This is a genomic window from Microcoleus sp. AR_TQ3_B6 (assembly GCF_036702785.1).
Classification (GTDB): Bacteria; Cyanobacteriota; Cyanobacteriia; order Cyanobacteriales; family Microcoleaceae; genus Microcoleus.
Map to the genome: position 1 here is coordinate 15,259 of NZ_JAUBVJ010000005.1, position 26,699 is coordinate 41,957.

General features: G+C 45.9%; 23 protein-coding genes and 1 tRNA gene. 3 read left to right on the forward strand and 21 right to left on the reverse strand.

Going from position 1 to position 26,699, the window contains the following annotated elements:
• Positions 1–102 precede the first annotated feature (102 nt).
• The 3 genes from QUB56_RS04010 (at position 103) to QUB56_RS04020 (ending at position 4,604) form a co-directional block, all read left to right on the forward strand.
• Entirely contained in the window at positions 103–2,946 is a 2,844-nt protein-coding gene (locus tag QUB56_RS04010) for a hybrid sensor histidine kinase/response regulator (RefSeq protein ID WP_332953372.1), read from the forward strand.
• A gap of 406 nt (positions 2,947–3,352) precedes the next feature.
• Positions 3,353–3,829 (forward strand): chemotaxis protein CheW, encoded by a 477-nt coding sequence (locus tag QUB56_RS04015; RefSeq protein WP_332953373.1) that lies wholly within the window; start codon positions 3,353–3,355, stop codon positions 3,827–3,829.
• A gap of 61 nt (positions 3,830–3,890) precedes the next feature.
• Positions 3,891–4,604: a pentapeptide repeat-containing protein gene (locus tag QUB56_RS04020; protein WP_332953374.1), complete on the forward strand. Its 714-nt coding sequence runs from the start codon at positions 3,891–3,893 to the stop codon at positions 4,602–4,604.
• A 301-nt stretch (positions 4,605–4,905) separates the two neighbouring features.
• Here QUB56_RS04020 and urtE read toward each other — a convergent pair whose 3' ends face one another.
• The 21 genes from urtE to QUB56_RS04125 form a co-directional block, all read right to left on the reverse strand.
• On the reverse strand, positions 4,906–5,604 hold the full coding sequence (gene urtE / locus QUB56_RS04025) for an urea ABC transporter ATP-binding subunit UrtE (RefSeq protein ID WP_332953375.1): 699 nt from the start codon (positions 5,602–5,604) through the stop codon (positions 4,906–4,908).
• Positions 5,605–5,727: 123 nt separating this feature from the next.
• Positions 5,728–6,474: an urea ABC transporter ATP-binding protein UrtD gene (urtD, locus tag QUB56_RS04030; RefSeq protein ID WP_332953377.1), complete on the reverse strand. Its 747-nt coding sequence runs from the start codon at positions 6,472–6,474 to the stop codon at positions 5,728–5,730.
• A 134-nt stretch (positions 6,475–6,608) separates the two neighbouring features.
• Positions 6,609–7,331, reverse strand: coding sequence for a TIGR00266 family protein (locus tag QUB56_RS04035; protein ID WP_332953380.1), 723 nt, complete (start codon positions 7,329–7,331; stop codon positions 6,609–6,611).
• Between the two features lie 293 nt (positions 7,332–7,624).
• Positions 7,625–8,767, reverse strand: coding sequence for an urea ABC transporter permease subunit UrtC (gene urtC, locus QUB56_RS04040; RefSeq protein WP_332953381.1), 1,143 nt, complete (start codon positions 8,765–8,767; stop codon positions 7,625–7,627).
• Positions 8,768–8,794: 27 nt separating this feature from the next.
• Positions 8,795–9,949 (reverse strand): ABC transporter permease subunit, encoded by a 1,155-nt coding sequence (locus QUB56_RS04045; RefSeq protein WP_332953572.1) that lies wholly within the window; start codon positions 9,947–9,949, stop codon positions 8,795–8,797.
• A 305-nt stretch (positions 9,950–10,254) separates the two neighbouring features.
• Positions 10,255–11,577, reverse strand: coding sequence for an urea ABC transporter substrate-binding protein (gene urtA / locus QUB56_RS04050; RefSeq protein ID WP_332953384.1), 1,323 nt, complete (start codon positions 11,575–11,577; stop codon positions 10,255–10,257).
• A gap of 887 nt (positions 11,578–12,464) precedes the next feature.
• A tRNA-Ala gene (locus QUB56_RS04055) sits at positions 12,465–12,537 on the reverse strand.
• Between the two features lie 120 nt (positions 12,538–12,657).
• Complete coding sequence (locus QUB56_RS04060; RefSeq protein WP_332953385.1) at positions 12,658–13,386, reverse strand: HAD family phosphatase; 729 nt, start codon at positions 13,384–13,386, stop codon at positions 12,658–12,660.
• 78 nt (positions 13,387–13,464) lie between these two features.
• On the reverse strand, positions 13,465–14,364 hold the full coding sequence (locus tag QUB56_RS04065) for a methyltransferase domain-containing protein (protein WP_332953387.1): 900 nt from the start codon (positions 14,362–14,364) through the stop codon (positions 13,465–13,467).
• 327 nt (positions 14,365–14,691) lie between these two features.
• A complete protein-coding gene (locus QUB56_RS04070; RefSeq protein WP_332953388.1) occupies positions 14,692–17,112 on the reverse strand; it encodes an ATP-binding protein in 2,421 nt (806 codons plus the stop codon).
• Between the two features lie 565 nt (positions 17,113–17,677).
• On the reverse strand, positions 17,678–18,403 hold the full coding sequence (locus QUB56_RS04075; protein ID WP_332953389.1) for a TVP38/TMEM64 family protein: 726 nt from the start codon (positions 18,401–18,403) through the stop codon (positions 17,678–17,680).
• 99 nt (positions 18,404–18,502) lie between these two features.
• Positions 18,503–19,489, reverse strand: a complete 987-nt coding sequence (gene arsS, locus QUB56_RS04080) for an arsenosugar biosynthesis radical SAM (seleno)protein ArsS (RefSeq protein WP_332953391.1) — start codon at positions 19,487–19,489, stop codon at positions 18,503–18,505.
• A gap of 167 nt (positions 19,490–19,656) precedes the next feature.
• On the reverse strand, positions 19,657–20,052 hold the full coding sequence (gene arsC / locus QUB56_RS04085; protein ID WP_332953393.1) for an arsenate reductase, glutathione/glutaredoxin type: 396 nt from the start codon (positions 20,050–20,052) through the stop codon (positions 19,657–19,659).
• 49 nt (positions 20,053–20,101) lie between these two features.
• Complete coding sequence (gene arsB, locus QUB56_RS04090) at positions 20,102–21,169, reverse strand: ACR3 family arsenite efflux transporter (RefSeq protein WP_332953395.1); 1,068 nt, start codon at positions 21,167–21,169, stop codon at positions 20,102–20,104.
• Positions 21,170–21,202: 33 nt separating this feature from the next.
• Positions 21,203–21,877, reverse strand: a complete 675-nt coding sequence (arsH, locus tag QUB56_RS04095) for an arsenical resistance protein ArsH (RefSeq protein ID WP_332953398.1) — start codon at positions 21,875–21,877, stop codon at positions 21,203–21,205.
• 7 nt (positions 21,878–21,884) lie between these two features.
• Positions 21,885–22,589, reverse strand: a complete 705-nt coding sequence (locus QUB56_RS04100) for an MIP/aquaporin family protein (RefSeq protein WP_332953399.1) — start codon at positions 22,587–22,589, stop codon at positions 21,885–21,887.
• 104 nt (positions 22,590–22,693) lie between these two features.
• Positions 22,694–23,035, reverse strand: a complete 342-nt coding sequence (locus QUB56_RS04105; protein WP_332953401.1) for a metalloregulator ArsR/SmtB family transcription factor — start codon at positions 23,033–23,035, stop codon at positions 22,694–22,696.
• A 301-nt stretch (positions 23,036–23,336) separates the two neighbouring features.
• Complete coding sequence (locus tag QUB56_RS04110) at positions 23,337–24,452, reverse strand: inorganic phosphate transporter (protein ID WP_332953403.1); 1,116 nt, start codon at positions 24,450–24,452, stop codon at positions 23,337–23,339.
• Positions 24,453–24,775: 323 nt separating this feature from the next.
• Positions 24,776–25,030: a hypothetical protein gene (locus QUB56_RS04115; RefSeq protein ID WP_332953405.1), complete on the reverse strand. Its 255-nt coding sequence runs from the start codon at positions 25,028–25,030 to the stop codon at positions 24,776–24,778.
• An 83-nt stretch (positions 25,031–25,113) separates the two neighbouring features.
• Complete coding sequence (locus QUB56_RS04120) at positions 25,114–25,713, reverse strand: hypothetical protein (RefSeq protein ID WP_332953407.1); 600 nt, start codon at positions 25,711–25,713, stop codon at positions 25,114–25,116.
• A 110-nt stretch (positions 25,714–25,823) separates the two neighbouring features.
• Positions 25,824–26,498 (reverse strand): HEAT repeat domain-containing protein, encoded by a 675-nt coding sequence (locus tag QUB56_RS04125; protein ID WP_332953408.1) that lies wholly within the window; start codon positions 26,496–26,498, stop codon positions 25,824–25,826.
• Positions 26,499–26,699: the final 201 nt, after the last annotated feature.

The window sequence follows — 26,699 nt, forward strand, 5'->3', positions numbered from 1 at the left end:
ATAAAAAAACTGCCAACAGACAACAGTTAACTGTCAACAGACAACAGTCAACAGTTAACAGTCAACAGTCAACAGTCAACAGTTAACAGACAACAGACTAATATGAATGATGACGATTTAAACGAATTAATAGATGCTTTTACCGCAGAATGCGGAGAGTTTCTCCAGCTAATGGAGACGAAGCTGCTGTCGATGGAAGCTGCGGGGTTGCAAGAGCGACAAGCGGCAGTTAAAGAAATGTTTCGGGCGGCTCACTCGATTAAAGGTGCGGGTTCGATGTTGGGCTTTCAAAACGTATCGGCGGCCGCTCATACCCTGGAGGACTGTTTTGTCATTTTGCGCGATCGCACAGACTTGTCGGTCCTGGAACCGACTACTGTGAGTGTTTTGCTGCAAGGCGTGGATGCTCTCAAAAAGATTGCCCTCGAATCAATTCAACACTCCGATGTCACAACTCCCGATCAAACCGAAAACTTGGAGGTGATCGCCCAAATTTTCGAGATTTTCGAGGCCAAGTACGGCAAGCCAGAACATTCGCCAGTCCGCGCAGCCAGCCAATCGGCCGCCCCGGAAACCCTGAAACTGATTTTTGAACACGATGTGCTCCCACTCTTCAATCGCCTGGAAAGCGACCTCTCCCAAGCTTCTGAGGCAGATTTGGCAAAAAGCGTGACCGCCCTCAACCAGGTTTACTATCAACTCTCCGGTTTGGCTGGAATGCTGCAATTGCCGGATTTTGGGAAAGTCGCCGAACCCCTCAGAGATTTGATTGACTCTCCCGACTTGACTCTACAGCGGTTGCAATCCGAGGGTTGGGCGATCGCCCAAAACTTGCAAATCGCACGCCAACAACTATTGGAAGGAAGGGCGATCGACATCCCCTCCATCTCCCCCTCCCCGACTCCCCCCGACTCCCCCACACCCTCATCCATCTCCCCCTCCCCCACACTCCCCCCCTCCCCCTCCATCTCCCCCACTCCCCCACTCCCCCCCTCCCCCTCCCCCTCCCCCTCTCCCCCAGCCCCCAACCCGCAAAGACCGACAATCCGCGTAGACTTAGAACGCTTAAATGAATTGGTGAATCTAGTCGGAGAATTAGTCATCAACCGTACAAATTTAGAACTTCAAGAATCCGAACTGCGCGGCGAAGTCAAACGCATCCGCCGCAGTATCCTAGATTTGAACCAATTCGGCGGTCAGTTGCGAGAAGAATACGACAGACTGAGTTTTGCAGACTGGAGAGGGGGAAACGGTTCCTCTGGATTGGGAAAACTTGCCGCAGCAGAAACCGAATTCCCAATGATTGCTAACGGCAAATCCTCTGTGTCCCATGCTCACTTCGATATCTTAGAGATGGATCGTTATACAGAGTTCCACTCGACAGCAGCAGAAGTCATCGAAACTGCCCAAGCAATTTCTCAATCCGCCACCAAATTAGACACCTTAGCAATGAAATTCGAGCGCAGTACCGACCAACTGCGCCGCATTACCGACCAACTGCGCAGCCGCGTCATGCAGTTGCGAGTCGTGAGTTTCAGCCGCGCCGTCGATCACTTGCCCAGAGCCCTCCGGGATATGTGCCTCACATACGAGAAAGATGTCAACCTGCTGCTACTGGGAAGAGATACCAAAATAGACGAAAGTTTGCTCGACGCTTTGCGCGACCCCTTAATACACTTAGTGAGAAACGCTTTTGACCACGGCATCGAAAGGCCCGAAGTTCGGCAAGCAACCGGCAAGCCCGCCAGCGGTCAAATTGAAATAGAAGCCCGCCACCAAGGCGGGCAGACTATTATTACTGTCGCCGATGACGGCAAAGGCATTGACCCGGAAATCATTCGCCGTAAAATTGTCACAAAGGGTTTGGCGACGGAGGAACAAGCTCAAGAATTTTCCATTGCCGAACTCTACGATTTTCTGTTTTGGCCGGGTTTCAGCACAGCAGAAGAGGTCAGCGACCTTTCGGGGCGGGGAGTCGGACTCGACGTGGTGCGAACAAATTTGCGGACTGTGCGGGGGACTGTGAAGGTAGACTCTCGCCTGGGAAAAGGTACGAGTTTTATCATCAAACTGCCGCTGCTGCTGTCGATTACTGATGCATTGATGGTGAAGACCGATCACAATAAAATAGCAGTGCCGCTGGATGCAGTAGAGGAAATTTTGCACATTAAAGCCTCGGAAGTTCACCTCGCCGGCAACCAGCCGATGCTGTGGTGGCGACAGGAATTTATTCGTTTGGTGAGGATGCAAGATTTGCTCGAATACAGCGCCGTCGCGCCGGATGCCCCCTCTCCTGACCCTTTGAGCCTAGACGAAATTCCCGTCCTGGTTTTGGCTTCTCCCGAAGGAATGCTGGCGGTGGCTGTGGAACGGCTGATCGGCCAGCAGGAAATTGTGGTTAAACCTTTGCCGCCGCCTCTATCCAAGCCTCGCGGGGTTTTGGGGAGTACCATTTTGGGGGACGGGCGCGTGGTGACTATTCTGGATGTGGACGATTTGGTGGGTCAACCTTCGGCAATTAGTTCGAGCGCTACTGTGTCCGGTACAGTGCAGGAGATGGCGCCGAGTGGGACTCAGTCACCGCTGATTTTGGTAGTGGACGATTCCTATACAATTCGGCAGTTGCTGTCTCTGACGCTGACTCGTGCTCGCTACCGGGTGGTACAGGCTAAAGACGGCCTGGATGCCCTGGAAAAGTTGCAAAATGGTCTTGATTGCAGTTTGGCGATCGTGGATATTGAAATGCCCCGGATGGATGGATTTGAATTGTTGCGATCGATCAGAGCTACCCATCGGTTTGCTAATATTCCCGTAGCCATGCTGACATCCCGCAGCGGCGAAAAACATCGGCAAATGGCAATGGAATTAGGCGCCAATCAATACTTCACCAAACCTTACAGCGAAGCCCAACTTTTACAAGCCCTCCCAAAATTAATGAAACACTAAATAATCCCATCAAAAATCTCACATCTCCAATCAAATAATTCCCAATCTCAAACACAACTTAAGCCAAAAGTAGTTTGACACGCAAATGATAGCGGTAAAGTGCGCGACCTGGCGCACCCTACTAAGAGCAAAAAATCTTCAATCACCAATCACCAATCACCAATCAAAAAATCTTAAACCACCAATCACCAATCAAAAAATCTTAAACCACCAATCACCCATAAAAAAATCTTAAACCACCAATCACCCATAAAAAAATCTTAAACCACCAATCACCCATAAAAAAATCATCAACCACCAATCACCAATCAAAAAATCTTAAACCACCAATCACCAATCAAAAAATCATCAATCACCAATCACCAATCAAAAAATCTAAAATCTAAAATCTAAAATCTAAAATCGAATGACTCACGCCAATTACAATCGCCGATTCCGGAGCAAGAAACAAGGCTATGTTAGACTTTCTTCTAAAAAATTGGTTTCCTTTGAACTAGGAAATGTTTACTATGCTGTTCCTATTGAACGAGTGGAACGCATTGTTAAAGACTTTAATTCCTACGGTCTGTTACCTAGCGGTAATAGTTTAGTTCGACATCAAGAAGAACTAATTACCATGATTAATTTATCCACAATATTTCCCAGCAGTCGGAGCATTGTTGACTGCAACTACCTAATTATTTGCACTTTAAATAAGAGCGATCGGTTGGGGTTTCCCATTCCTGATATGCCAAAAATTTTGGAAATTTCCGAAGAAAGCTTCTGCGAAATTCCCGAATTGTACCGTCAACAGCAACTGCCTCCGGTCATAGAAAAGTTAATTCGCGCACCTGACGGTTCCGAAGTATTTTATCTAAATTTGGATCTATTTAGCGCCATGTAGGGTGTTGACGTTTCCAGGTATCATACAATATAAATCGTATTTTCGCAAAAAGTATTTATTGATGAAAAAACTCACAATAATGTCGATCGCCCTGGTAATTATTGCCACAACTCTGGAATTGCTAGATGTGGGGCTGCAACGGGGCGCGATCGCCCAACCACAAACACCCCAACCACAAACACCCCAACCACAAATACTCCAACCACAAATACCCCAACCACAAACACCCCAACAAATCCCAACACCCCAACAAATCCCAACACCCCAAATCCAAACACCCCAACCAAAAGCAGACGACCCCAAAAACCTCGGCTACGTCTCCCCAGAATTTGCCGAAAATTTCTCCCAGCAACAAATCGACCAAATCAACGCCAACGTCGAAACACTGCTGCTAACTCAAAGCTGCCCCCGCTGCGACCTCCGAGCCGTAAAATTAGTTAACATTAACTTAAAAAATCCCATCCTTACAGGAGCCGATTTATCAGATGCCAACCTTAGCGGTAGTCGCTTCGAAATCTCAGATTTTGTCAACACCAATCTAGCTCGCACAGACTTAAGCGGAGCCGAATTAGTAGGAGCGAGAATCAGCAACGCTAACCTCAGAAAAGCTAACTTGACAAAGACAAATTTAGACGGTGCAGACCTGCGATTTTCCGACTTGAGAGATGCCAATCTTTCCGATGCCAACCTCCGCAATGCTAATATAGATGGCGCTAGTATCGATCGAGCAAGTATGGCCGGTACCACAATGCCCGACGGCCGAAAAAATCAATAATATAGCCTCGTTTCCTAGGCGATTGAAATCGCTTCTTATCAAACAAAGTCCGCATAGTGCGCGGACTGCATCCCTTGTTCCCTTTCCTTCCAGGCAGAGCCTGGGAAGAAATATCTAGAGGCTCTGCCTCATTTCCAGATCCGCTTGTTCCCAGGCAGAGCCTGGGAATAAATATCTAGAGGCTCTGCCTCGTTTCCTCGTTTCCTCGTTTCCTGCTTCCCTCTTCCCTCTTCCCTCTTCCTTCCATCCGTTACATCCGTTACATCCGTGGAGCGAATCCGTTGCCGAACTTCCTTCTGAATCAAACAGCCAAAAACCTCTGAATCACCTCATCACTTAACTCCTTAGTGCTTCCCGAAGCCACAATCCCGCCTTTTTGCATAGCATAATACCAGTCAGCTTGCCGCACAAAATGCAAATGTTGCTCCACCAACAAAACAGAAATTCCCCTAGTAGCAACCACGCGGCGCACCGCAGCTTCTATGTCTAAAATAATAGACGGTTGAATTCCCTCCGTAGGCTCATCCAAAACCAGCAACTGCGGCTCACCCATCAAAGCTCTAGCAATAGCTAACTGCTGCTGCTGTCCCCCGCTCAAATCACCTCCCAGGCGATCGAGCATAGTTTTCAAAACAGGAAATAAATCAAAAATTTCATCAGGAACTTCAGGATTTTTAGTTTTGGTTGGTTTCGCTTCCAAACCTAACAAAAGATTTTCTTTTACCGTCAAACGGGGAATAATTTCACGTCCTTGAGGCACATAACCAATGCCCATTTTCGCCCGCTGGTGAGTCAACTTAGAAGCAATAGATTCTCCACCAAAAGCAATAGTGCCACTGCGGGGTTGCAGCAACCCCATAATCGTTTTTAGCATAGTAGTTTTGCCCACACCATTGCGGCCGATCAAGCAAACCATTTGCCCCGCCATAACGCTTAAATCGACATCGCGCAAAATGTGACTTTCGCCGTAATAAACATTCAAATTAGAAACTTGCAGCATATTCTTTAGATTGGTAAGGGATAATTGGTAATTGGCAATCGGTAATCGGCAATTAGTAATCGGAAAGAGTCAACTAACTAATGACCAATGACTAATGACTAATGACTAATGACTAATGACTTCTTACTCTTCCGGTTTGCCCAAATATACCTCAATTACCCGATCGTCATTTTGCACCTCATCCATAGTCCCCTCGCACAAAACCGCACCCTGATGCAACACCGTCACCTGCCGCGCAATTTGCCGCACAAACTCCATATCGTGTTCAATTACCAACACCGAATGACTTTCGGCCAGCGAAATTAGCAACTCACCAGTTAACATAGTTTCCTCATCCGTCAAACCCGCCACAGGTTCATCTACCAACAACAAATCAGGAGATTGAGCCACCAACATTCCAATTTCCAACCATTGCTTTTCCCCGTGAGAAAGCAAACCAGCCGAAACATCAGCTTTAGCCACTAAACCAATTGTTTCTAACAAACCAGCAACCGTGCGTTTTTCAGCAGCCGAAGCAGGCTTAAACAAAGTAGAAAAAACATTTTTATGGCGGCTGCAAGACAATTCCAAATTTTCGCGCGGCGTTAAATTCAAGTAAACTCGCGGCGTCTGAAACTTGCGACCAATTCCCAAGCGCGAAATCCTATCTTCCGACAACTTGCGCAAATTTTGTCCCTTAAATAACACCCTGCCTTCTGTCGGCTGCACCTTCCCGGTAATCGAATCGAGAAAAGTTGTTTTCCCCGCACCGTTAGGGCCAATGATAACTCGCAGTTCGCCCGCATCCATGCTAAAATTTAAACCGTTGATGGCTTTAAAACCATCAAAACTAACAGTTAAGTTTTCTATTTCTAAGACTTTTTCCTTCATAATTAGCAATTAACTCACTAATGGACAACAACCGATACCTCTTGTAGGTGCGGAGAGGAAATATCCTCCGTGATTAAGCAGATTTTATCCCCTTCCGCGGCACCCTAGTTTCTACTTTTTCTACCAGTTTACTCTCAACTAAAACTGCTAGAACTGCTCGGAATTGCAGTTGGGCTTGCAGCCATAATTCGCTCCGCTAACTTCGATAGCGGCAGACTTTGCAAATACACTTTTCCAGGCCCGGTTAGCTTGACTAAAAACAAGCCTTCGCCGCCAAATAGAGCATTTTTAAACCCGCCCACAAACTGAATATCGTAGTCTACTGTGGGCGCAAAAGCTACCAAACAACCAGTGTCCGCTCGCAACACTTCGCCAACAGCCAAATTTTTCTCAACTATGGTTCCTCCCGCATGAACAAAAGCTAGCCCGTCACCCTGCAACTTTTGCAGAATAAAACCTTCTCCGCCAAAGAAACCGGCACCTAGCCGCTTGGTGAAAGCTACCTCAATTTCAATGCCGTTAGCCGCACAGAGAAATGAGTCTTTTTGACACAAAAATTTACCGCCAAGTTGGCCTAAATCGAGGGGAATTACTTTACCCGGATAGGGGGCGGCAAAAGCGACGCGGGCCTTGCGATTTCCGGCGTTGACAAAGGTGGTAATGAAAAAACCCGCTCCTGTCAGCATTCGTTTGAAACCTTGAAATAAGCCGCCGCCTGTGGATGTTTGCATTTGGATGTCGCCTTCCATGTATGTCATGGTTCCAGCTTCAGCCCTGACGCCTTCTTTGGGGTCGAGTTCAATCTCGATTAGTTGCAAATCGTCGCCGTAGATTTTGTAGTCAATAATATCTGCCATATTTAACCTCTAAAGTTAGAGAACTAGGTTGGTTGCTGCTGATATTTAAGTAGGTGGAGATATACAGCAGATTGCAAGTTTATGAAGTACACCCGCCTATAGAAATCCCCCTAGGGACACGGGGCCCGGCGGTGTCTAAAGCTGCACTTGATACACCAGGGATACGCTGTATATTGCGTCTCCTCAGAGAGAAACGCAGCTTTTCCCAAGTCTATTGCGATTGCTTCGTTTATCTCTTTCAGGTAAAATTTATTTATGTCCGCCTACTTCTAAATTACACGATATTTTTGCACTCAATGTTCAAGTTCTTCTTTTTCGCGCTGCACTTGGGGGTCTTCTTCCAGGCTGGGGTAAGTAGAGGCGTACCTCGGTCTTCTGAACAGGGTGCGGATTTGGTCGAAACCTTGATTTTGCAGCCATCCGACTAAGCCGTCGGGCAGCACTGTGACTACTATTAGGAATAGCGCCCCTTGGAAAAATAGCCACACTTCGGGGAATTGTTCGCTCAAGAAACTCTTACCAAAGTTGACTAGCAATGCTCCCAGTATTGCTCCTGATAATGTGGCGCGACCTCCGACTGCGACCCAGATTACCATTTCAATGGAAAAGGCAATATCCATTGCTTTTGGCGAAATGATTCCGGTTTGTACGGTAAATAATGCGCCTGCAATCCCGGCTAAACCGGCGGAAATTGCAAAGACTAAAACTTTATATCCTGTGGGATTGTAACCTGAAAAACGCAGGCGCACTTCGTCGTCGCGAATTGCTACTAGCAGGCGGCCGAAGCGCCCGCTGGTCAGCCAGCGGCAGAGGGCGTAAGTTGCTGCTAGAAATATTATGGTGAGAATATAGAAAATATATTGAGTATCTCGGTCATTTACTGTGGCTCCGAACAAGGTTTTAAAGTCAGTGAGTCCGTTGGTGCCGTTAATGAGTTTTTGCTGACCGTTAAAGAAGTTGAAAAATACTATGGTTGCTGCTTGGGTGAGAATTGAAAAGTAAACGCCTCGAATCCGATTTCGGAATACTAAATAACCCAAAAGTGCGCCCAAAATAGCGGGGATGAGAACTATTGCTGCTGCTGAGAAGGGAAATGAATAAAATGGTTGCCAAAACCAGGGCAGTTCGGTGACGCCGTAGAGACCCATAAATTCTGGCAATTGGATGCTGGCGGTTGGGGGAATTTGTAGTTTTAGGTGCATGGCGAAGGCGTAGCCGCCGATCGCAAAAAATACGCCGTGTCCGAGACTGAGCAAACCCGTGTATCCCCAAATCAAGTCTATGCCGAGGGCTACAATTGCTAGTGCTAAAAATCGCCCCAATTGATTGAGGCGAACGTCGGGGAGTATTCCTGGGATCAGGAATATGAATATGAGGGCGATCGCGCTGACAATTGCCGCTTCTTTTAGCCAAGCTTTTTGATATTTGTTCTGCATTTTTCGCTACCCTCGCAGTTGTAATTTTTAATTTTCTACCGTCCGCCCTTTTTGCGGGAAAATCCCTCCCGGCTTCACTTGCAGAAAAGCCATAATTAAGGCGAATACCATTACTTTTGCCATGCTGGTTGTGGCGAAAAATGTGAAGAAGTCGGCTAAAGGCTTGACAGGAGCGAACATTATTGCTAAGGTTCCCGATCCGATCAGGTAATTTGCAGTGCCGATCGCCATCGCAGCAACTACAGTCCCCACAATCTTGCCGACACCGCCCACAACCACCACCATAAACGTATCGACTATATAATTTTGTCCGGTATTTGACCCTACGGAACCGATCAAACTAATCGCGCACCCAGCGACACCTGCCAGCCCCGAACCCAAAGCAAAAGTCAGCGCGTCTACTTGTTCGGTAGGAATGCCCAAACACGCGCTCATGCTGCGATTTTGCGTCACAGCGCGAATGCGAAGTCCCCACACAGACTTTTGCAAAAATAGGTAAATTCCCGCCAAACAAATTCCTGTCAGCGCAATAATAAAAAGTCTGGCGTAGGGCAACTGGAAATTGCCCAGCGGGATGCCGCCGCGCAGCCATGCAGGGGCAGTCACATCGACGTTTTGAGCACCAAACCAAGGTTGAGTTACGGAGAGTTGGTAAGTTTGCCCTAAAAAGGCGCTCACCGCCCAGGAAATACCCAAAGATAAAGGCAAAATTATGGCGATAATTTGGCTGCGAATGCGATCGAAATCCGAGCGCTGTTTCAGCACTCGCAAACCGCCAAAAAACAGCAAACAAAACACCGCAAGCCCAATTACCAGCACCCAACTGACGCTGCGGACAAACTGCTGCAAAATTAAACTTACGCCCCAAGTTGCCAGCAGAGTTTCTAGCGGCCGCCCGTAAAGATAGCGAATCACTCCTCGTTCGAGAATTAATCCTACCAATGCAGCTACTAAAAAAGCTAGGGGAATCGCAAATAAAATATAGGTTTCAAAAGCAAATCCTCCGATACCTTTGAAGACATTTTGCACTACGAAAGTTGTATAAGCCCCTAGCATCATCAATTCGCCATGAGCCATATTAATCACGCCCATCAGCCCAAAAATAATTGCTAATCCCAGGGCTGCAATTAGTAAAACAGCGCCGATGCTAATGCCATTAAATAAACCGTCTAATAAGCCGATCGCCACTTGTTATGCTCCTATTTTCCTATAATATGTGGTGCAATTATGTAATGGTAAGGTGGGCATTGCGCCCCTAAAAACGCTAGTTTTTCTATAAGCGTCAGGTGGGACATCAGCGCACAGAGGGATGTTTTAGGTGAGCTATTAAATCGGGTAAAGGTACGCATTGCACACCCTAAAGACGCGATTTTTTTATGAGGCGAAGGTGTGCCCTAAGCACCCGGAGCGACGTTTTATGTACACAGTTATGTAAAGCGGGGAAAGGTGCGCTACGCGCACCCGGAGAGAGTTGAAAATTTACTTAATTATGTAGTCTTGAATTTGCCGCCTTTCGTGGGGTCTGACCAATCGCAAGAAAAGCCCTTTGTTTCCGCGACAAACTGGTTCCAAGGCACCGGCTTCACTGCTTCTGGCGTAGCAAAAGCGATCTTAAACAAACCGTCTTCTCTCACTTCGCCCAACCGCACAAATTTAGAAAGGTGATGGTTAACTTCCATCGTTACTTTGCCCCCCGGCGCGTCAAAGGTTTGACCCAAAGCTGCTGCCCGCACTTTTTCCAAATCGTCGGCTGTCCCTGCTTTTTCGACGGCTTGCTTCCAGAGGTAAACCATGATGTAAGCTGCTTCCATCGGGTCGTTAGTCACTCTATCTTTGCCGTATTTTGCCTTGAAAGCTTCCACAAATTTTGTATTGGCGGGAGATTCCACGGTCATGAAGTAATTCCAGGCGGCGTAATGGCCTTTAAGATATTCTACGCCGATCGCCTTTACTTCTTCTTCCGCAATACTGACAGACATTGACGGATATTTGTCCGGGCCCAAACCTGCACCCTGCAACTGTTTGAAAAATGCTACGTTGCTGTCCCCGTTGAGGGAATTGAAAATGACGCCTCCGTCTGGCAAAGCTGCCTTAATTTTAGTAATAATTGGCGTGACTTCTGTACCGCCCAAAGGAATGTAATCTTCTCCAACTAATTCCCCACCTTTGGCTGCTAGCTGTGCTTTGATAATGGTATTTGCTGTGCGGGGGAAAACGTAGTCAGACCCGACTAAGAAGAATTTTTTGCCTTTATTTTCTAGCAGCCAGTCAACTGCTGGTTCGATTTGCTGGTTTGGTGCCGCGCCGGTATAAAAGATATTTTTGGAACACTCTTGACCCTCGTATTGTACGGGATACCAGAGCATATGATTTTTTTCTTCAAAGACTGGCAATACTGCTTTGCGGCTGGCGGATGTCCAGCATCCGAAGACGGTGACGACTTTATCTTGGTCGATCAACTTTTTGGCTTTTTCGGCAAAAGTCGGCCAGTCTGAGTTGCCATCTTCTATTACTGCTTCGATTTGTTTCCCGAGGACACCTCCAGCTTTATTAATTTCTTCGATCGCTAATTGTTCGGCATCGACAACGCTTTTTTCGCTGATTGACATTGTGCCGCTCAAGGAATGCAAAATTCCTACTTTGATCGTGTTTCCGCCCCCGGCTGCTGCTGGTGTACTTCCTGTTGATGTGGGAGAAGCGGCTGGAGTTGCTGTTGGACTGGGAGTTCTACAAGCTTTTAGAAATAAACTTGATGTTAGGGTAGCAGAACTGTATAAAAGAAATTTCCGCCGATCGAATCGCTTTGTCATTTTTTGTTGTTACTGTTGAATAGATGAGTCTGATGATTGAGAATAATAACACATAGCGACTTGATATTAAGACTCGCTTCACCAGACTGTTGTATTTTTAGATACAAAAGTTATTATTCTTGACAAAATGAATGTTTGCTGGGCAGTGATGGCAACTGAGGAAGAAACCGGGCTGATACCATTTGAGATTTGAGATTTGAGATTTGAGATTGACTGATGACATAAGGGTTTGGAGCACGGGCCTACCGTTGCATTTTTTCTGAAACCGGCTTTAGACACCAAAATACGTCTTTTCAGGAATTAAGTAGGTAAGCGGGATTAAACACTGCTATGTAACAGTATGTAAGCAGGGCTAACTTAGCCACGCTTAGGGCATTTGGATACTTTACAATCCTTTACATAATTGGGTTTTACAGCGCCTACCTACTTAGTGTGAAATTACAAATTGGGTTTCTTTACATAATAGGACTAAGGCTAACTGTCATAGGACCATCGACTTGTAGGGTGCCCCGGAGTCCGTTATATCAATTCCGGTAACACCGTTCGGGATGGTCCGTGGTCCGTCTTCCGTGGGGGAATGTGAAATTATTGACCTTGACTTGATTATTCCGATGCAGCCGGAAACGATATTATTGAACGATTATCGAAGATGTAGGGTAGTAGAGAACCTTAGTATATATGCTGGTGGCGTCCAGGACGGATATAAATTATGTTATTGATGCTAGGAGTTAGGCAGAAACCGGGTCGATCGCTCTGCTCCCGGTTATTGATGCTAGAACTTAGGCAGCAACCGGGTCGATCGCACAATATAGGCGGGCGTCAAAGCAGGTAAAGATCGCGCTTCGCTTGGAAGACGATCGTCACCTGTAGATATGCCCCCTGATGCATGGAGAATAGCGGACTCGAACCGCTGGCCTCTGCGGTGCGATCGCAGCGCTCTACCAACTGAGCTAATTCCCCTGATTGAGTTTTAATTTAGCATTTTAGATGCGGGATGGACGAATCTAAAAGTCTTAGAGGTCTCGCTTGCTCTCACCTTCGCAGACCGTGACCTACGTTAGCACGTAACTGCTAAAAACGTCAAGAGTTTTCCGCAGCCGGCTCAGTGCGGGCGATCGAGCTTCGTTGGGCGACTCTGTCCAACTCTAAATCAGCAAAATAGTCCACCGTCCAATTAGCTTGGCGCTGGATCATGTGAAACGGGTAAGTGTGAGTCACACCCGCTACCTGAATCCCCGCTTTTTTCGCCGCTTCAATCCCCGCAAAAGTAACTTCTAGCGCCAAACACTCGATCGGTTGCAGATTAAAGTCGGGATATTTCTGGTTGAGAAGTTCCACAGCCAATAGATAGCCGTCGGGTGCTGGTTTGCTCGCCTTCAAGTCGTCGCCTGCGACAATTAAGTCAAAGTTTGCTGCCAAACCTGCCCGATCTAACACCAATTCTATGTCCGATCGGATTGCCCCGCTAACTACGGCCATTTTCAGTCCGGCGACCCGAATTTTGTCAATAAATTCTGCCAAACCGGGATAAATCGGCAGTTTGTCCAAAGTATCTATTTGAGCTTTGTAAGCTTCGGCCTTGCGCCGCAGCAGCCGATCGAGGTATGTTTCTGTCACAAATCGTCCCCGGCGCTCGAGAAGTGCGGTAATGCAAGCGCTATCGCTCCTTCCCAAACAAACTTCTCGAAACTCCCCACGTTTGAGCTGGAGATTTTCATCGAGCATCAATCGATCGATTATTTTCTCGTGAATCGGCTCGTCCTTAACAATCACACCATTAAAATCAAATAAAACTGCTTTTAGAGTCATTAGTCATTAGTCATTAGTCATTAGTCATTAGTCAGTCAACAGTCAACAGTCAACAGTCAACAATCAACAGTTTATACATCAAGCGGGAGCTGGAATGCCTGGTAAATCGCCATCAAAATCACGAGCCCGATCGATCGGATTCCACCCCGCCGCCACCGGCACCTGTTCCAAATCTTCCCCAGGCAAAGGTTTCACGCCCTGCGTCACCTGATTCGTCCACCAGTGTTCGTGAGTTTGCACCGCCGCGAATCCAGCCGCCCCCGCCCAAGCATCGAGGCTGCCAGCCACGTAAGACTTTATATAAGGATCTTCCAGCATATCAGTCAGCCACGGTGTGTGCCGCAAAGTTTTTTGGCTTCCGTCCAAAATTACCACTTGTCCCCCAACCTTCAGCAGTCGGAAGCTTTCTCGCAAAATTGCCCGCGATACAGCAGGCGGCGTCTCGTGAAACAGGAAGGAAGCTGCGACTAAATCGAAGCTGGCATCGCCAAAAGCAACGCTTTCGGCCGATGAGTGCAACCACTGGATATTTAGGCCGGCTTTTTGCGCTTTCATGCCGGCGACTACCAGCATATAAGGCGACAAGTCCAGCCCGACAACTTCCGCTTCGGGAAAAGCTTGCTTGAGCATGAGGGTTGTCGAACCGGTGCCGCATCCCAAATCGATGATTCGGCGCGGTTTCACCCGCACAGCGTCAATTAAGCCTTGCCTGACGACTGTTTCGTGGGGAGGCAAAAGATATTGCGCGATTGGATCGTGGGAAATGGCGGCACTGGGGTTGAGGTAGCCGCCTTTAATGCCGTGAAAGTTTTGGCTGCTGTAATATTCGGGATAAATTAAGTCGGGTTGTCGGTAGCGATCGGCCGCTGTTTCCCAGTTGATACCTTCGTAGAGTCGTTTCAGTGCTTCTTCGTCGATCGCCAGTCGCATCAGGGGACCCAAAAGGCCCTGGAAAATTGTATCCTTGCCAACAGCCATAAAACACTCCTTAAAAAAAAACTATTCTAATTTTAGCCAAGGACCGTCAACTTAGCATTAATTAAAACTGTTTGTCCCCTCGAACCTCGAATCTCTTCCCTCTCTCCGTTACCTCTGTTACAAAATCCGTGGGCTTCCTTTCCCACTTCCTTCTTATACCTGTTTCAAAAAAGAATGCAACTATAGACAAGCTGCAAACCATTATTTTATCATTCCTTCCCAATTCCAAAATCTAAAAACTCAACTCTCAAATCTAAAATCTCAACTATTAGATATAAAATCTCCACTCTTAGATCTAAAATCTAAAATCTAAAATCTAAAATGGTTTTACTTTCCGTTACTAATAGGAATTTTTACCACAAACTCCGTGCCGCCGCCCGGAGGCTGAGAAATTTGGATGCTGCCGCCGTGTCCATCCACTACAATTTTGTAGCTAATTGCTAACCCCAAACCAGTGCCTTTGCCCACGGGTTTAGTAGTAAAAAATGGGTTAAAAATTTGGTTTTTAACGCTGTCGGGAATGCCCGGGCCGTTGTCAGCGATCGCCACTTCCAGAAATTTCCCGTTATTTTCGCGAACTACTCCCGTGGAAATAGTAATAATTTTATCCAGGCCATCGATCTCGTCCAAGGCATCGAGCGCATTGCTCAGCAAGTTCATAAACACCTGATTGAGCTGAGAGGGATAGCACTCGACTGAAGGCACTTTTCCGTAGTTTTTGACTATATCAATTCTATTATTGATGCGGTTGGAGAGCAGCAGCAAGGTGTTTTCTATACCTTCGTTAATGTCCGCCAGCTTTTTGTCAGATTCATCAAGGCGAGAAAAGTTGCGCAAAGAAAGAACTATGCTGCGAATGCGATCGGTTCCTATTTTCATAGAATTCAATATATGCGGCAAATCTTCTTCAATAAATTCTAACTCGATTTCTTGGGCAAAATCTGCGATTTCCCGGGGAACCTCTGGGAAGGTTTGTTTGTATAGATTCACCAAGTATAATAAATCTTTAGTATATTGGCTGGTGTGAGGCAAATTAGCCGCAATGAAGTTAACGGGGTTGTTGATTTCGTGTGCTATTCCGGCCACCATTTGACCTAGGGATGACATTTTTTCGCTCTGCACTAAATGAGTTTGAGTTTTTTTCAGTTCATTTAAGGCACTATTGAGCAGTTTTACTTGGTCTTGGGTTTGACTGTAAAGGTGAGATTGAGTAATTGCGATCGCCAATTGGTCTGCTACAGCTTTTAACAGTTGGATTTCCTCCCGGCTCCAAAGCCAATGAGTAGCGTGGCTGCAAATTAAATAACCCTGCGGCTGGTTCTGAGTCTGGACAGGTACGGCTAAATAGCTATTAGCTTTAAGATCGATCGGTTGAGTTACACTCTCAGCCAAAGTGTCGCTCGAAAGAATCATTGGCTCGCCTTTGCCACTCGGTATTAACACATTCCCGACAAAGTAAGGCTCAAACTTTAGGCCTGGTGTCGCCGAATCAGATTGGCAAGATTCCCACAGGATTTGTAACATTTTTTGTTGCGGTTCGTACCAACCAAAAGCCGCCCGTTCTAGGTGCAGCAAATTTACTATTTCTTCGACTGTACTTTGGACGATTTGGTCTAATTCCAGGGAAGCGCGAATGCGTCCGGCAATCCGGTTGAGCATGGCTTCTCGCTCCGCTTGAGCGCGATTGTTTTCCGAGCAATAAATTAGCCAAATTGCTGCTAGCATTGCCGGGACGAGCAGTCCGGCGACTCCGGATGTCAGCAAATTTAATGCTTGCAGTTGGGATTCAATATTTTCGCGGGGAATGACTAAAGCCATCGACCAGTTAACTTCCTTGAGGGGAGCGTAGCCTACATACACCCATTTTTGATCTATTTTTACCAGTTCGATGTTCCTCTGGCGGTCGATCATCTGTCGCGTAATTGTGGAGAGTGCGGGCTCTTGTGAATCTAAAAAGCTTGGGGCCAGTCGGTCGAGATTTCCGATTAAGTTCTTGTTGGGATGAACAATTGGCACTCCTTGTGAATTGAGCGCAAAAGCATAACTGTCGGAACCGTAGTGCAAGCTATTAGCCACAGATGCTACTTTATCTAATTTAATGCCGCCCGAGAGGACTCCAATTATTTGATTGGAAGCGGGAGGCAAGGCCCAAATAGGAGCTGAAATGACGATCGTGGAAACTTTTGTACTGCGGCCGATCAGCGGATCGGAAACGTTGAGCTGCCCAGCCATTGCTTTTTGAAAGTGTTGGCGGTCTTTGCTGTTTGCGCGGTAGCCTCTAGTGTTGATGAATGACCCGTCGGGTTGAGTTAATGACAGGATTAAATACTCTTTTAACCTGTATATTTTTCCTTGCAACTGGGGTTCGACTAATTTCCAATTCAGGGTGCTAACTGTAGGATCGTAAGCAATGGTTTCTATTTCTGCTTTGCGGCTGCTGAGCCAGCGGTCGATTTCGTCGGTGCCTTTTTCTAGTTTTAATAGTGCTATTTCCTTTAAATTGTCGAGGATTAGTCCGCGCACAAAAAAATAGCTAATGCAAGCAGTTGTGCTAATGGTTAAAGCCGTGGTGCCTAGAATTAGCAGGGTCAGCAAATGGCGGCGCTGCCGTCTGTGCTGCCAAAGACTGTGCGTTTGCTGCCACCTTGATTGAGCAGAATTGCTGATGTTTTGCCAAAAGCGGCGCAGCTTTTTTGTTGGGTGCGGCGCAGACAGACATCCGGCTTGATTTACTGGGTTTTGCATCATCAAATGTTCCCTTTGAGTCAAATTGATCGAACGGCCTTCGTCATTGGGCCGAATTAATATCAGGCAAGGAGTGAGACCAGTTTAAGAAACGAATGCAACTGTAGCCAATATCCAAACCCCGTTAGCGATCGGTCATTCCCAAGTCTTTAATCTAAAATCTAAAATCTCAAATGGTATGATATCAACTCCGCTAGCTGAGGAATTGTAAAATCTCATCAACAGTCAATACTCAACTATCATTCAGTTTTTCGACAGACCGTTAACAGTCAACAGTCAACTCAACAATAATTCCGGTGCAACCGGAATTGATATGACTTGCATCCCTGACAGCAAACAATTATTATTGGGTTCGCGCGCTTACCTTCTATTGTGGCATCAATTTTATATTTCGACCTTCGGTTTACCACTTGAGGTTAGTTCTTTACTATATCTTTAATCTCTATCTGGTTTTAATAACAACATAATGCTAAATAACACAGAGGAAATACGGAGTTTTTTAAATTAGCAATGTATTATAATGTATGCTCAAAGCCCCTTGACAATTTTACCAATTTGCGCTTTGGTTTTAGGGGGAAATTTTTTCGTCTAAAGCTTTTTTGGCCAAGCGGGTTGCATAAACGGTGAGGGCGATCGTTGCTAGCAAACCAATGCCGTAGAGAGCCCACTCAGCAGTAGTGCGCGATCGCCCTTGCGATCCGAGTGCAGCCAAACTCCCAGCCAGGGAACCGATATAAACATACATGACTGTTCCGGGAATCATGCCGATCCAAGATGCGAAAAAATAGTCTTTTAGAGATACCTGCGTGACTCCAAAAGCATAGTTAAGCAAATTAAACGGAAAAATCGGAGAAAGCCGGGTCAGCAGTACAATTTTCCATCCTTCAGAGGCAACTGCAGAGTCGATCGCCTTAAATTTTTGATTCCCCTCTATCTGTTTGGAAACCCAGTGGCGAGTTAAATACCTTCCTGTTAAAAAAGCGCAAGTTGCGCCTAAAACTGAGCCGATGGAAACACAAACCGAACCGCCCACTACTCCGAACAAAACGCCAGAACCGAGAGTCAGCAAAGAACCGGGGATAAATAAAACCGTTGCTACAATGTAAATTAGAATAAAAGCTGCCGGACCCCAAGGGCCGAGACTAGCGATCGACTCCAGGGCATTTTTCAGAATTCCTTGGAAGTTAAAAAACTTGGTCGCAGCAATTAAAGCCACAGCTAAACCAATCCCTAAAATCAGCTTCCACCTGTTTGATGTTGGCGGATGTTCACCGGGCGATCGCGAATCATTCATTACCTCAACTCCCCACTCTACATTGCATACACCCTAAGCTTGGCAGTTGCGCTGTCTTCGCTGCAATACTCTGTAATAAAGCGCAACTTTTCCCTTAAATTAAATCAAACTACCGCCGCAGCTAGAACCGCAACCTGCCGTACATCCATAACAATAAGCAGCAGTTTGCACCTCTTGAATCAAATCTAAACTCCCAGCTTCCAGCAATTTAGCAGCAGTTATCTTTTCCCCGCTGCCAGTTTTCGCCGGCAGATTTTCCATCTGGTTAAAATCGCAGTCGTAGACATTGCCCAAATAGTCGATCGACAATTCGTTACGGCACATTAAATGTTCCAGAGTACCCGGATTAAAATTATCCTCCAAAAACCCGAGATAAGGCTTGTGCAGTTTCTTATGTTCCAAATGAAACTTAGTCCGTCCCACCGGCAAATTAGTAATCGCGAACAATTGATTAAAACAAATTCCAAAATGTTCAGCTAAATAAACCTTGTAATCTTGCTCTAACTTGCCTTGTTCCGGTGTTAGCGAAAATTTTTCTGTGGCCGGCACTTGTGGATTGTACACCAAATCTACAATTAAATTAGGGTTTTTCCCGTATCCCAACTGATTTAGCTTTTGCAGCGCCCGAATCGAACTGTCAAAAACACCGCTGCCGCGCATTTTGTCTACATTGTCAGCTTGGTAGCAGGGAAGCGACGCCACAATTCTGAGTTGGTGCTGCGCGCAATATTCGGGAATATCTTCAAAACCTTTTTCAAAGTAAATCGTCAAATTAGAACGAACAATTACCTCTTTACCTGCCGCCCTGGCAGCTTCCGCCAGCGGTTTAAAACCGTAAAGCATTTCCGGAGCACCGCCTGTGAGGTCAACAGTTTGAATTTGAGGAAAGCGGCGAATGATTTCAATTAATTGGTCGCAAATTTCCGGGGAAAGTTCTTCTGTTCGTTTCGGGCTAGCTTCTACGTGGCAGTGAGTGCAAGCCAGGTTGCAGCGTTTGCCCAGATTAATTTGTAAAACAGTAATCTGCTTTTTAGTTAAAGCTGAGTTGAGTTTGTTTTTGAAAGGCGTGACTGCTGTCTGAATCATGTGCTAAACTTTTTAGTCTCTGCTCGCAACGGATTTAGAGGCGTTCTGGCGGAACGCCTCTCATAATTTAGCACTAATTCTTTGAAGGCAACAGATCCAAATTTTAACCGATCGCTAGAGAAGCGCTCGAAACCTGCAAGGCAAGGGTTATAATTTTGACACTAATCTTACTTGAGAGAGTCAACTAATTTTTCAACTCGTGCTTTAATTTCATCTCGAACGCGGTGAAAAGTTTCGATGGGTTGTCCGTCGGGGTCGTCGAGTTGCCAATCTTGAAAGATTTCTCGCAATACCCACGCTTCGGGTAAATTCACGCCACAGCCGCACAGAGAAATTACGGCATCGTAGTCTTCTGCATTGAATTCGTTTAATGGGTTAGATGTTTGATCGGTGATGTCGATGCCGATTTCTGACATGACTTGAATTGCTGTCGGATGAACTCTGCTTGATTCTAACCCGGAACTGGTGACTCCAATCTTGCCGGCTCCGATGGTTTTAGCGAATCCTTCTGCCATTTGCGATCGGCAAGAGTTTCTTTTGCAAACAAACATTACTTTTTTCATGGTTTTTGTTAGTTGTGAGTTGTTTGTTGTGAGTAGAGAATTTGAGAAATTAGGCAGATTTAGGGATGTCTTCCCGATCAAACCCCTTTTTAAACCAGAGTGCAACATTCACCAAGCTAATCAGCACAGGAACTTCGACTAATGGCCCAATCACCGCAGCAAAAGCAGCACCAGAGTTAATGCCAAAGACGGCAATAGTAACCGCAATTGCTAACTCAAAGTTATTGCTAGCAGCAGTGAAAGCCAAACTTGCTGATTTTGCGTAATCAGCTTTTATTTTCCATGCCATGTAGAAACTCACTAAGAACATGAACACAAAATAGATCAGCATCGGTATTGCTATCCGTACCACATCCATTGGAATTTGAACAATTAAATTTCCCTTTAAGCTAAACATTACCACGATGGTAAACAACAGGGCAATTAGCGTAACTGGGCTAATTTTGGGAATGAATTCGCTGTGATACCAGCGCTTGCCTTTGGCTTTTACCAGGGCAACGCGAGTTAAGAAACCGGCGATAAATGGAATTCCTAAATAAATGAAAACGCTATGAGCAATGTCGCCAATGCCAATGTTAACAACGCTGCCTTTTAATCCAAGTAACGGTGGTAAAAAGGTGACAAAAAACCAGGCATAAACGCTGTAAAACAAAACTTGGAAAATACTGTTTAATGCCACAAGTCCGGCTGTATATTCAGTATCTCCTTTAGCTAATTCGTTCCACACAATCACCATTGCAATACAGCGGGCTAATCCAATCATAATCAAGCCTGCCATATATTCTGGGTAATCGCGCAGAAAAGTGATGGCTAGCACAAACATTAAAATGGGGCCGATTACCCAATTTTGCAATAACGACAAACCGAGAATCTTTGTATTGCGAAATACATCTCCTAACTCTTCATATCGCACTTTTGCCAGTGGTGGATACATCATCAGAATTAAGCCAATGGCAATCGGAATGTTAGTTGTTCCCACTTGAAATTGGTTAATAAATCCTTCGATTCCTGGAATGAAAAATCCCAAGGCAATGCCGATGACCATTGCGAGAAAAATCCATAAAGTTAGGTAGCGGTCTAGGAAGGAAAGTTGCTTTAAAATGGTTTGTGTTTTCATCAGTTATTCCCCCGAAAATCCTGTGGATCTGTTTCAAGTTTTAGGACTATTAGCAGAGTTAATCTCTAGGGCGCGATTTGCTAGGGCGATCGCCTCTTTAGCGGCTTGTTCCTTGCGTTCGCTGTAGCGATCGGTCAAATAGTCCGCTTGCTCCCGCAACAGCAAGGTAAACTTGTACAGTTCCTCCATCACGTCGATCGCGCGATCGCGATAAGGCGAATCCTTCATCGTTCCATCATCATTAAACTCCTGATAAGCCTTCGCAACCGAAGACTGATTCGGAATCGTAAACATCCGCATCCAGCGGCCCAAAATTCTCAAAGTATTGACAGCATTAAAAGACTGGGAACCGCCGCTGACTTGCATCACCGCCAAAGTTCGGCCTTGAGTCGGTCTGACAGCCCCAATGCTTAAAGGAATCCAGTCAATTTGGTTTTTCATAATGCCGGTAATATTGCCGTGCATTTCTGGACTAGACCACACTTGACCCTCCGACCACAGGCTCAATTCCCGCAACTCTTGAACCTTCGGGTGAGTATCGGGAACGCTGCCGTAAATCGGCAATTCTAGAGGATTAAAAAATCTAACTTCTGCACCAAAATCCTCAATAATTCTCGCCGCTTCTTCCGCCAACAAGCGGCTGTAAGAACGCTCTCTTAACGAGCCGTATAAAAACATAATTCTCGGTTTGTGCGTAAAATTTGCCATGATGCTTTTAATTAAAATCCCGAAATCCGTTAGACAGTTCCCGATAAACTGCGACTGCTAATTGTGATCCCCAAATAGGAGCCACCCAATAAACCCAATGGTGTTCCCAAATGCCGCCAATTAAAGCCGGGCCGAGAGAGCGTGCCGGATTCATGCTCGCTCCGGTAATCGGCCCCATAAATGCAGCTTCTAAGCCTACTGTTAACCCAATTGCTATCCCGGCAAAGCCGATGTGAGCGCGTCTATCTAATCCCGAACCGAGGATAACAAACATTAAGATAAAGGTCAAAACAGTTTCTAAAATTAGAGACTGCAACCAGTTACCATTGAGAGGGATAGTTGCACCGAGATTTGCTACTTCACCTAAAGTAATTAGCAGCACTTGAGAAGCTGCGATTGCACCCGCACACTGCCCTAAAACGTAAGGCAAAACTTTATATTTTGGGAAAAAACCGCTCGCCCAAAACCCTAAAGTTACGGCGGGATTAAAGTGTGCACCGCTGATGTGTCCTAGGGCGTAAATCATCGCAGTTACTACTGCACCAAATACAAAACTGACGCCTAAATGAGTTACGGAACCAGCGCTAGTTTTGTTAACCATCACCGCACCGGTGCCGGCAAAAACCAAAATAAATGTACCTAGAAATTCCGCGATCGCCTCTCGCCTGCAATCTGGCCGAGTACAAGCTAACCTCTGACCTGTTGCATCCATCGCTCTCAACTAATTGGTTCCATCCCATCATATCAATAAAATTTGATATGTCAATCATCAAACAACCGATATTAGTATTTGAGTGATTAAGAAATGTTGATGGGTTAACCCGCGTCGGCACAGGGGCGCGCCGGTAGGATCTGGCTGAAGCGACGGTATTCGGCGAGGTACTGTTCGAGGGCGACAAACTGAGCTAAATTGAGGCTGTAGTACATCCAGCGGCCTTCTTGGTGGCTGCGGACTAAAGCTGCATCCTTCAAGGCTTTGAGGTGAAAAGAGAGTTTAGACTGAGTGACGTTGAGTCGATCGCACAAATCGCAAACGCACAACTCCTGTTCCCGCAGCAACTCCAAAATCTGAAGCCGCAGGGGGTCAGAAAGGGCGTGAAAGCCAGCAGCAATCAATTTATCTGCAACAGGTGGCGCGATCGGAGAATTTTTAACCATAAATTACCCTTAAATTTTTATTCAAAAACTCCCGGCGCGATTTCTTGTTTTTACCGTTAGATGCGATGGGGTTATCCTGCGATCGCAAACCCCAATCAACTGCGAACTCTTTATCTTCTATAGCAATCCTAAATGATTCTACTCGTTACCAGGCTCTTCCTGGTAACGCAGATCCGGAGGCTCTGCCTCGATTTTCGCGCGAGGCAGAGCAAGAGTGACATTGATTCCCAGGCACAGCCTGGAAGTTAACCAGTTATTGAAACTGATGCGAGGATTGCTATAGGACTAACGATTAATTCTCTTACCGATGCAACACCCAGTAAGCGCAGCCGCTGATTGCAGCAGCAATTGGCAAGGTCAAGATCCATGATAGTAGAATCTGATAGAAAACGCGCACATTAGCTTTTTTTGAAATCAATCCTACACCAAAAATTGAGCCTACCGAAACATGGGTAGTAGACACTGGAAGTCCATAGCGACTGGCAGCAATAACTAAAAATCCAGTCACTAAGTTTGCCACAAGTCCTTGACCGGTATTCATTGCTGTAAGCTTTTTGCTCATTGTTTCGGCAACTTTTCGAGCATTCAACAAACCGCCGACCGCCATGCCTAAAGCTACGGCTAAACTTCCCCACTGAACTGATATTGATTGACCGACTAACATCAGCGAAACAATTTTCGGCGTATCGTTCAATCCTCTGGCAAAACTGACGATTCCCGCACTCATAAAATGGCTAACATCCACTAACTTTTGGCTGGGAATTTGTAAGAAATTTCCCAGGTACCTTTGAGTGCATTTATCGAGAGAATCGACCGATCCATCAGCGGTTGTGATGCACTTCAGTATGTTAGTTGCATCCGGTTGGGGAATGGGAATAATCTGTTGAATTTGACCAGCGCAAATACACCATTCTTTCTCGATTCCTAAATAAACTCGCAGGTAGCGAGACAGCCCATAAATTAAAGCTGCTAATGGAATCGCCATCAGGGGACTCAGCAACAAAGGCATTAGAAAAGTTTTCTGCAATCCTGTAAAATTAACTTGAGTACCAATTGCGACTAAACCTGCACCGACAAGAGCACCTGTAAGACCGTGAGTTGTGGAAATAGGGAATCCAGTTAAGGTAGCAAGAATAACGGTTAAACCCGCAGCGATCGCGACTGCCAAATGAAAATCAGGGGCATTGGCGATCTCGTCTGGAACTAGCCCTTTTCCCGAAAAGCTTTTGACCAGCGTTTCTGCTAAAAAAATAGAAAATACTGAACCTGCAAAAGTTGTAATCGTTGCCCAACCAATTGCTGTTTTATAGTTGGTCGTCTGACTGCCAAACAGTGTCGCCACGCCTTTAAAATTATCATTAGCACCATTGCAGTATGCTAAAAAAAACGTGGCGATAAATAGCCCAATAAGTAACATATAGCCTTTCTCTGTAACATGAGGTAATATCTGGCATAAGGCATCGGGCATCGGCCAAATAGGGCATCGGCCAAATAGGGCATACCTCACCACGCGATCGAACCGCTATAAGTGTGGTTTATTTGAAACAGTTTTTGGTTCAAGCCCCTACAGCACCGAATTTGATTGTAGAGACACAGTTGCCTCCAATAAAATAATGAAAATATTAAGATTTTTTGGGAAGGCGAGCGATCGCGTCTTAATTTCGCGCAACATGGGAGCGAGATTGAACGATACTATAATTAAGGCTCGGCGATCGCGGACGGTACGCTCACCTCACCGATTCACTTAGAATTCTGTACCCTTGCCGGCACATCTGTCAGTCCCGCCTTCTGCATCAGCGAAATCACCCCTATAGATAGAATTCCCCCAATAATTGCCCCAACAACTACCAGGATCAGAAAGACTTTTTGCAGAGTTTTTTTAGTAGCTGGGTGGTACTGTCTCGGCAATTCTTGGTCTTGCTCGTCAACTTCTTGCTCCAGGGGGTCTAGGGGATTGGATGGATTTGAGTTAAAAGGATTGGGCGCTTGATTCATGGCTGGCTTTGGTTAAAGGAGATCGACACCTATTTTAACTTGCGATTTACCGTCGCAGCTTAAATAATACATTCTGGTTTCACTCAAGACTCTATAAAATTTATTAAGATACCGAGAATTTTACCAACATTATTAATAAAATATTCGCTGGTGTCAATCTCGATCGCAATTCCTTCTAGTTTGAGAAATTTCCAAATACTCCCAGTTGTGATAACTCCATAAATTGTCTGAATGTCATTTTCTTGACGCTGGTTAAATATTTGTGCTGCGATCGTTTCTGCCATGCACTGTCCTAAGCCGGATTGGATGTTGTCATTTTTGGCTTCAACCAAGGCGATCACTGGGGATTCAATGACTAGCTGTTCCGGCGATCTGCTAATTAGAAAATCGCAATAACCGCTCAAACCCCTAGCAGCGTCTACATTGAATTCTCGACCGGAAAATAAACTCATCCGTTGCGGCAGCCGTTTTTTTATCTCAACTAATATTGGCGCGACAATTAGCTCGGAGCGAGCTTTCTCGGAATTAATTTCTAGTGCTAAAGGCAGATTGAATTGCAAAGTTTCTTGCAAAAAACTGCTTGGTTCTATTTCGGGAATGTCCGCAAACAAGCCCATCTTGCTCGAAAAGGCGATGCCGAAAGTTGCCTTAATTTGTTCTATGCTAAATTGACTGTAGGGCATTTAACTCCCTCTCTCAAAACAATAATTTTTTCAAAGATCGCAGCCGGGGCGGGTTGATCTGATTCTACTGCTTAAAATACAGATTTTAGTGAACCCGCCTCTACCAATTTTTACACTTCTGCTTTTGACAGGCGATCGAGAGAAATAGTGGCCGCTTGAGATACTTGGGAATTGCTGTCTTTTTCTAAGTATTTTAAAGCCGAAACGCTCTTAATACTCGGCAAATTGCCCAAAGCTTCAGCCAGCCTCTGGCGGATCAGCCAATCTTCCGACTGAGCAAAATTGAGGATGCGATCGATCGCCCCAATTTCCTTAATTTCCCCCAAAGCCGAAATAGCCGCCTGCTGGATCACCACTTGCTCGCTGTCGAGAGCTTTTAGCAGCACGTCGCGAGCCCGGGGATCTTTAAGATTCCCGAGAGAAACAGCAGCACTGAAGCGCACCAGCCATTGAGTATCTTCGTAAAAAGCCCGCACCAAAGCATCAAAAGCTCTGATATCTTCCAGATAGCCCAAAGCACCTGCAGCGTCAGCGCGAATGCCGTAATCAGGGTCAGTTTCTAGCAATTTGACTAGAATGGGATAGCACTCTGCAGTCGGTTTGACCCCAAGAGCAAACACAGCCATCGAGCGCACCTGCAAACTTTCGTCGTTCAACACCTTTTTAATCAAAGGCACCGCAATAGCTGCCGGCACGTTGCGCAAGTTGGCCAAAGCCACCATTCGATCGGCTGAATTTTCGCTTTCTAACTTGGCGGCAATTTGCTCTAAGCTTAAAGTTGTCATTATGGATAAATCTTGTAGTAAAACTTTACATTCGGGTAATTTTGATTATAGGGGAGTCTCAAGAGAAAAGCAGGCAGTAAAAACCGCCCTGCGTATTTGATCGAACGTGAGATTGCGAAGGAGTGACACCATTAATCTAAAGCTGAGATTGCGTAGAAATAATCAATTAGAAGTCTATTATTTAAATCCCAAGCACAGGCG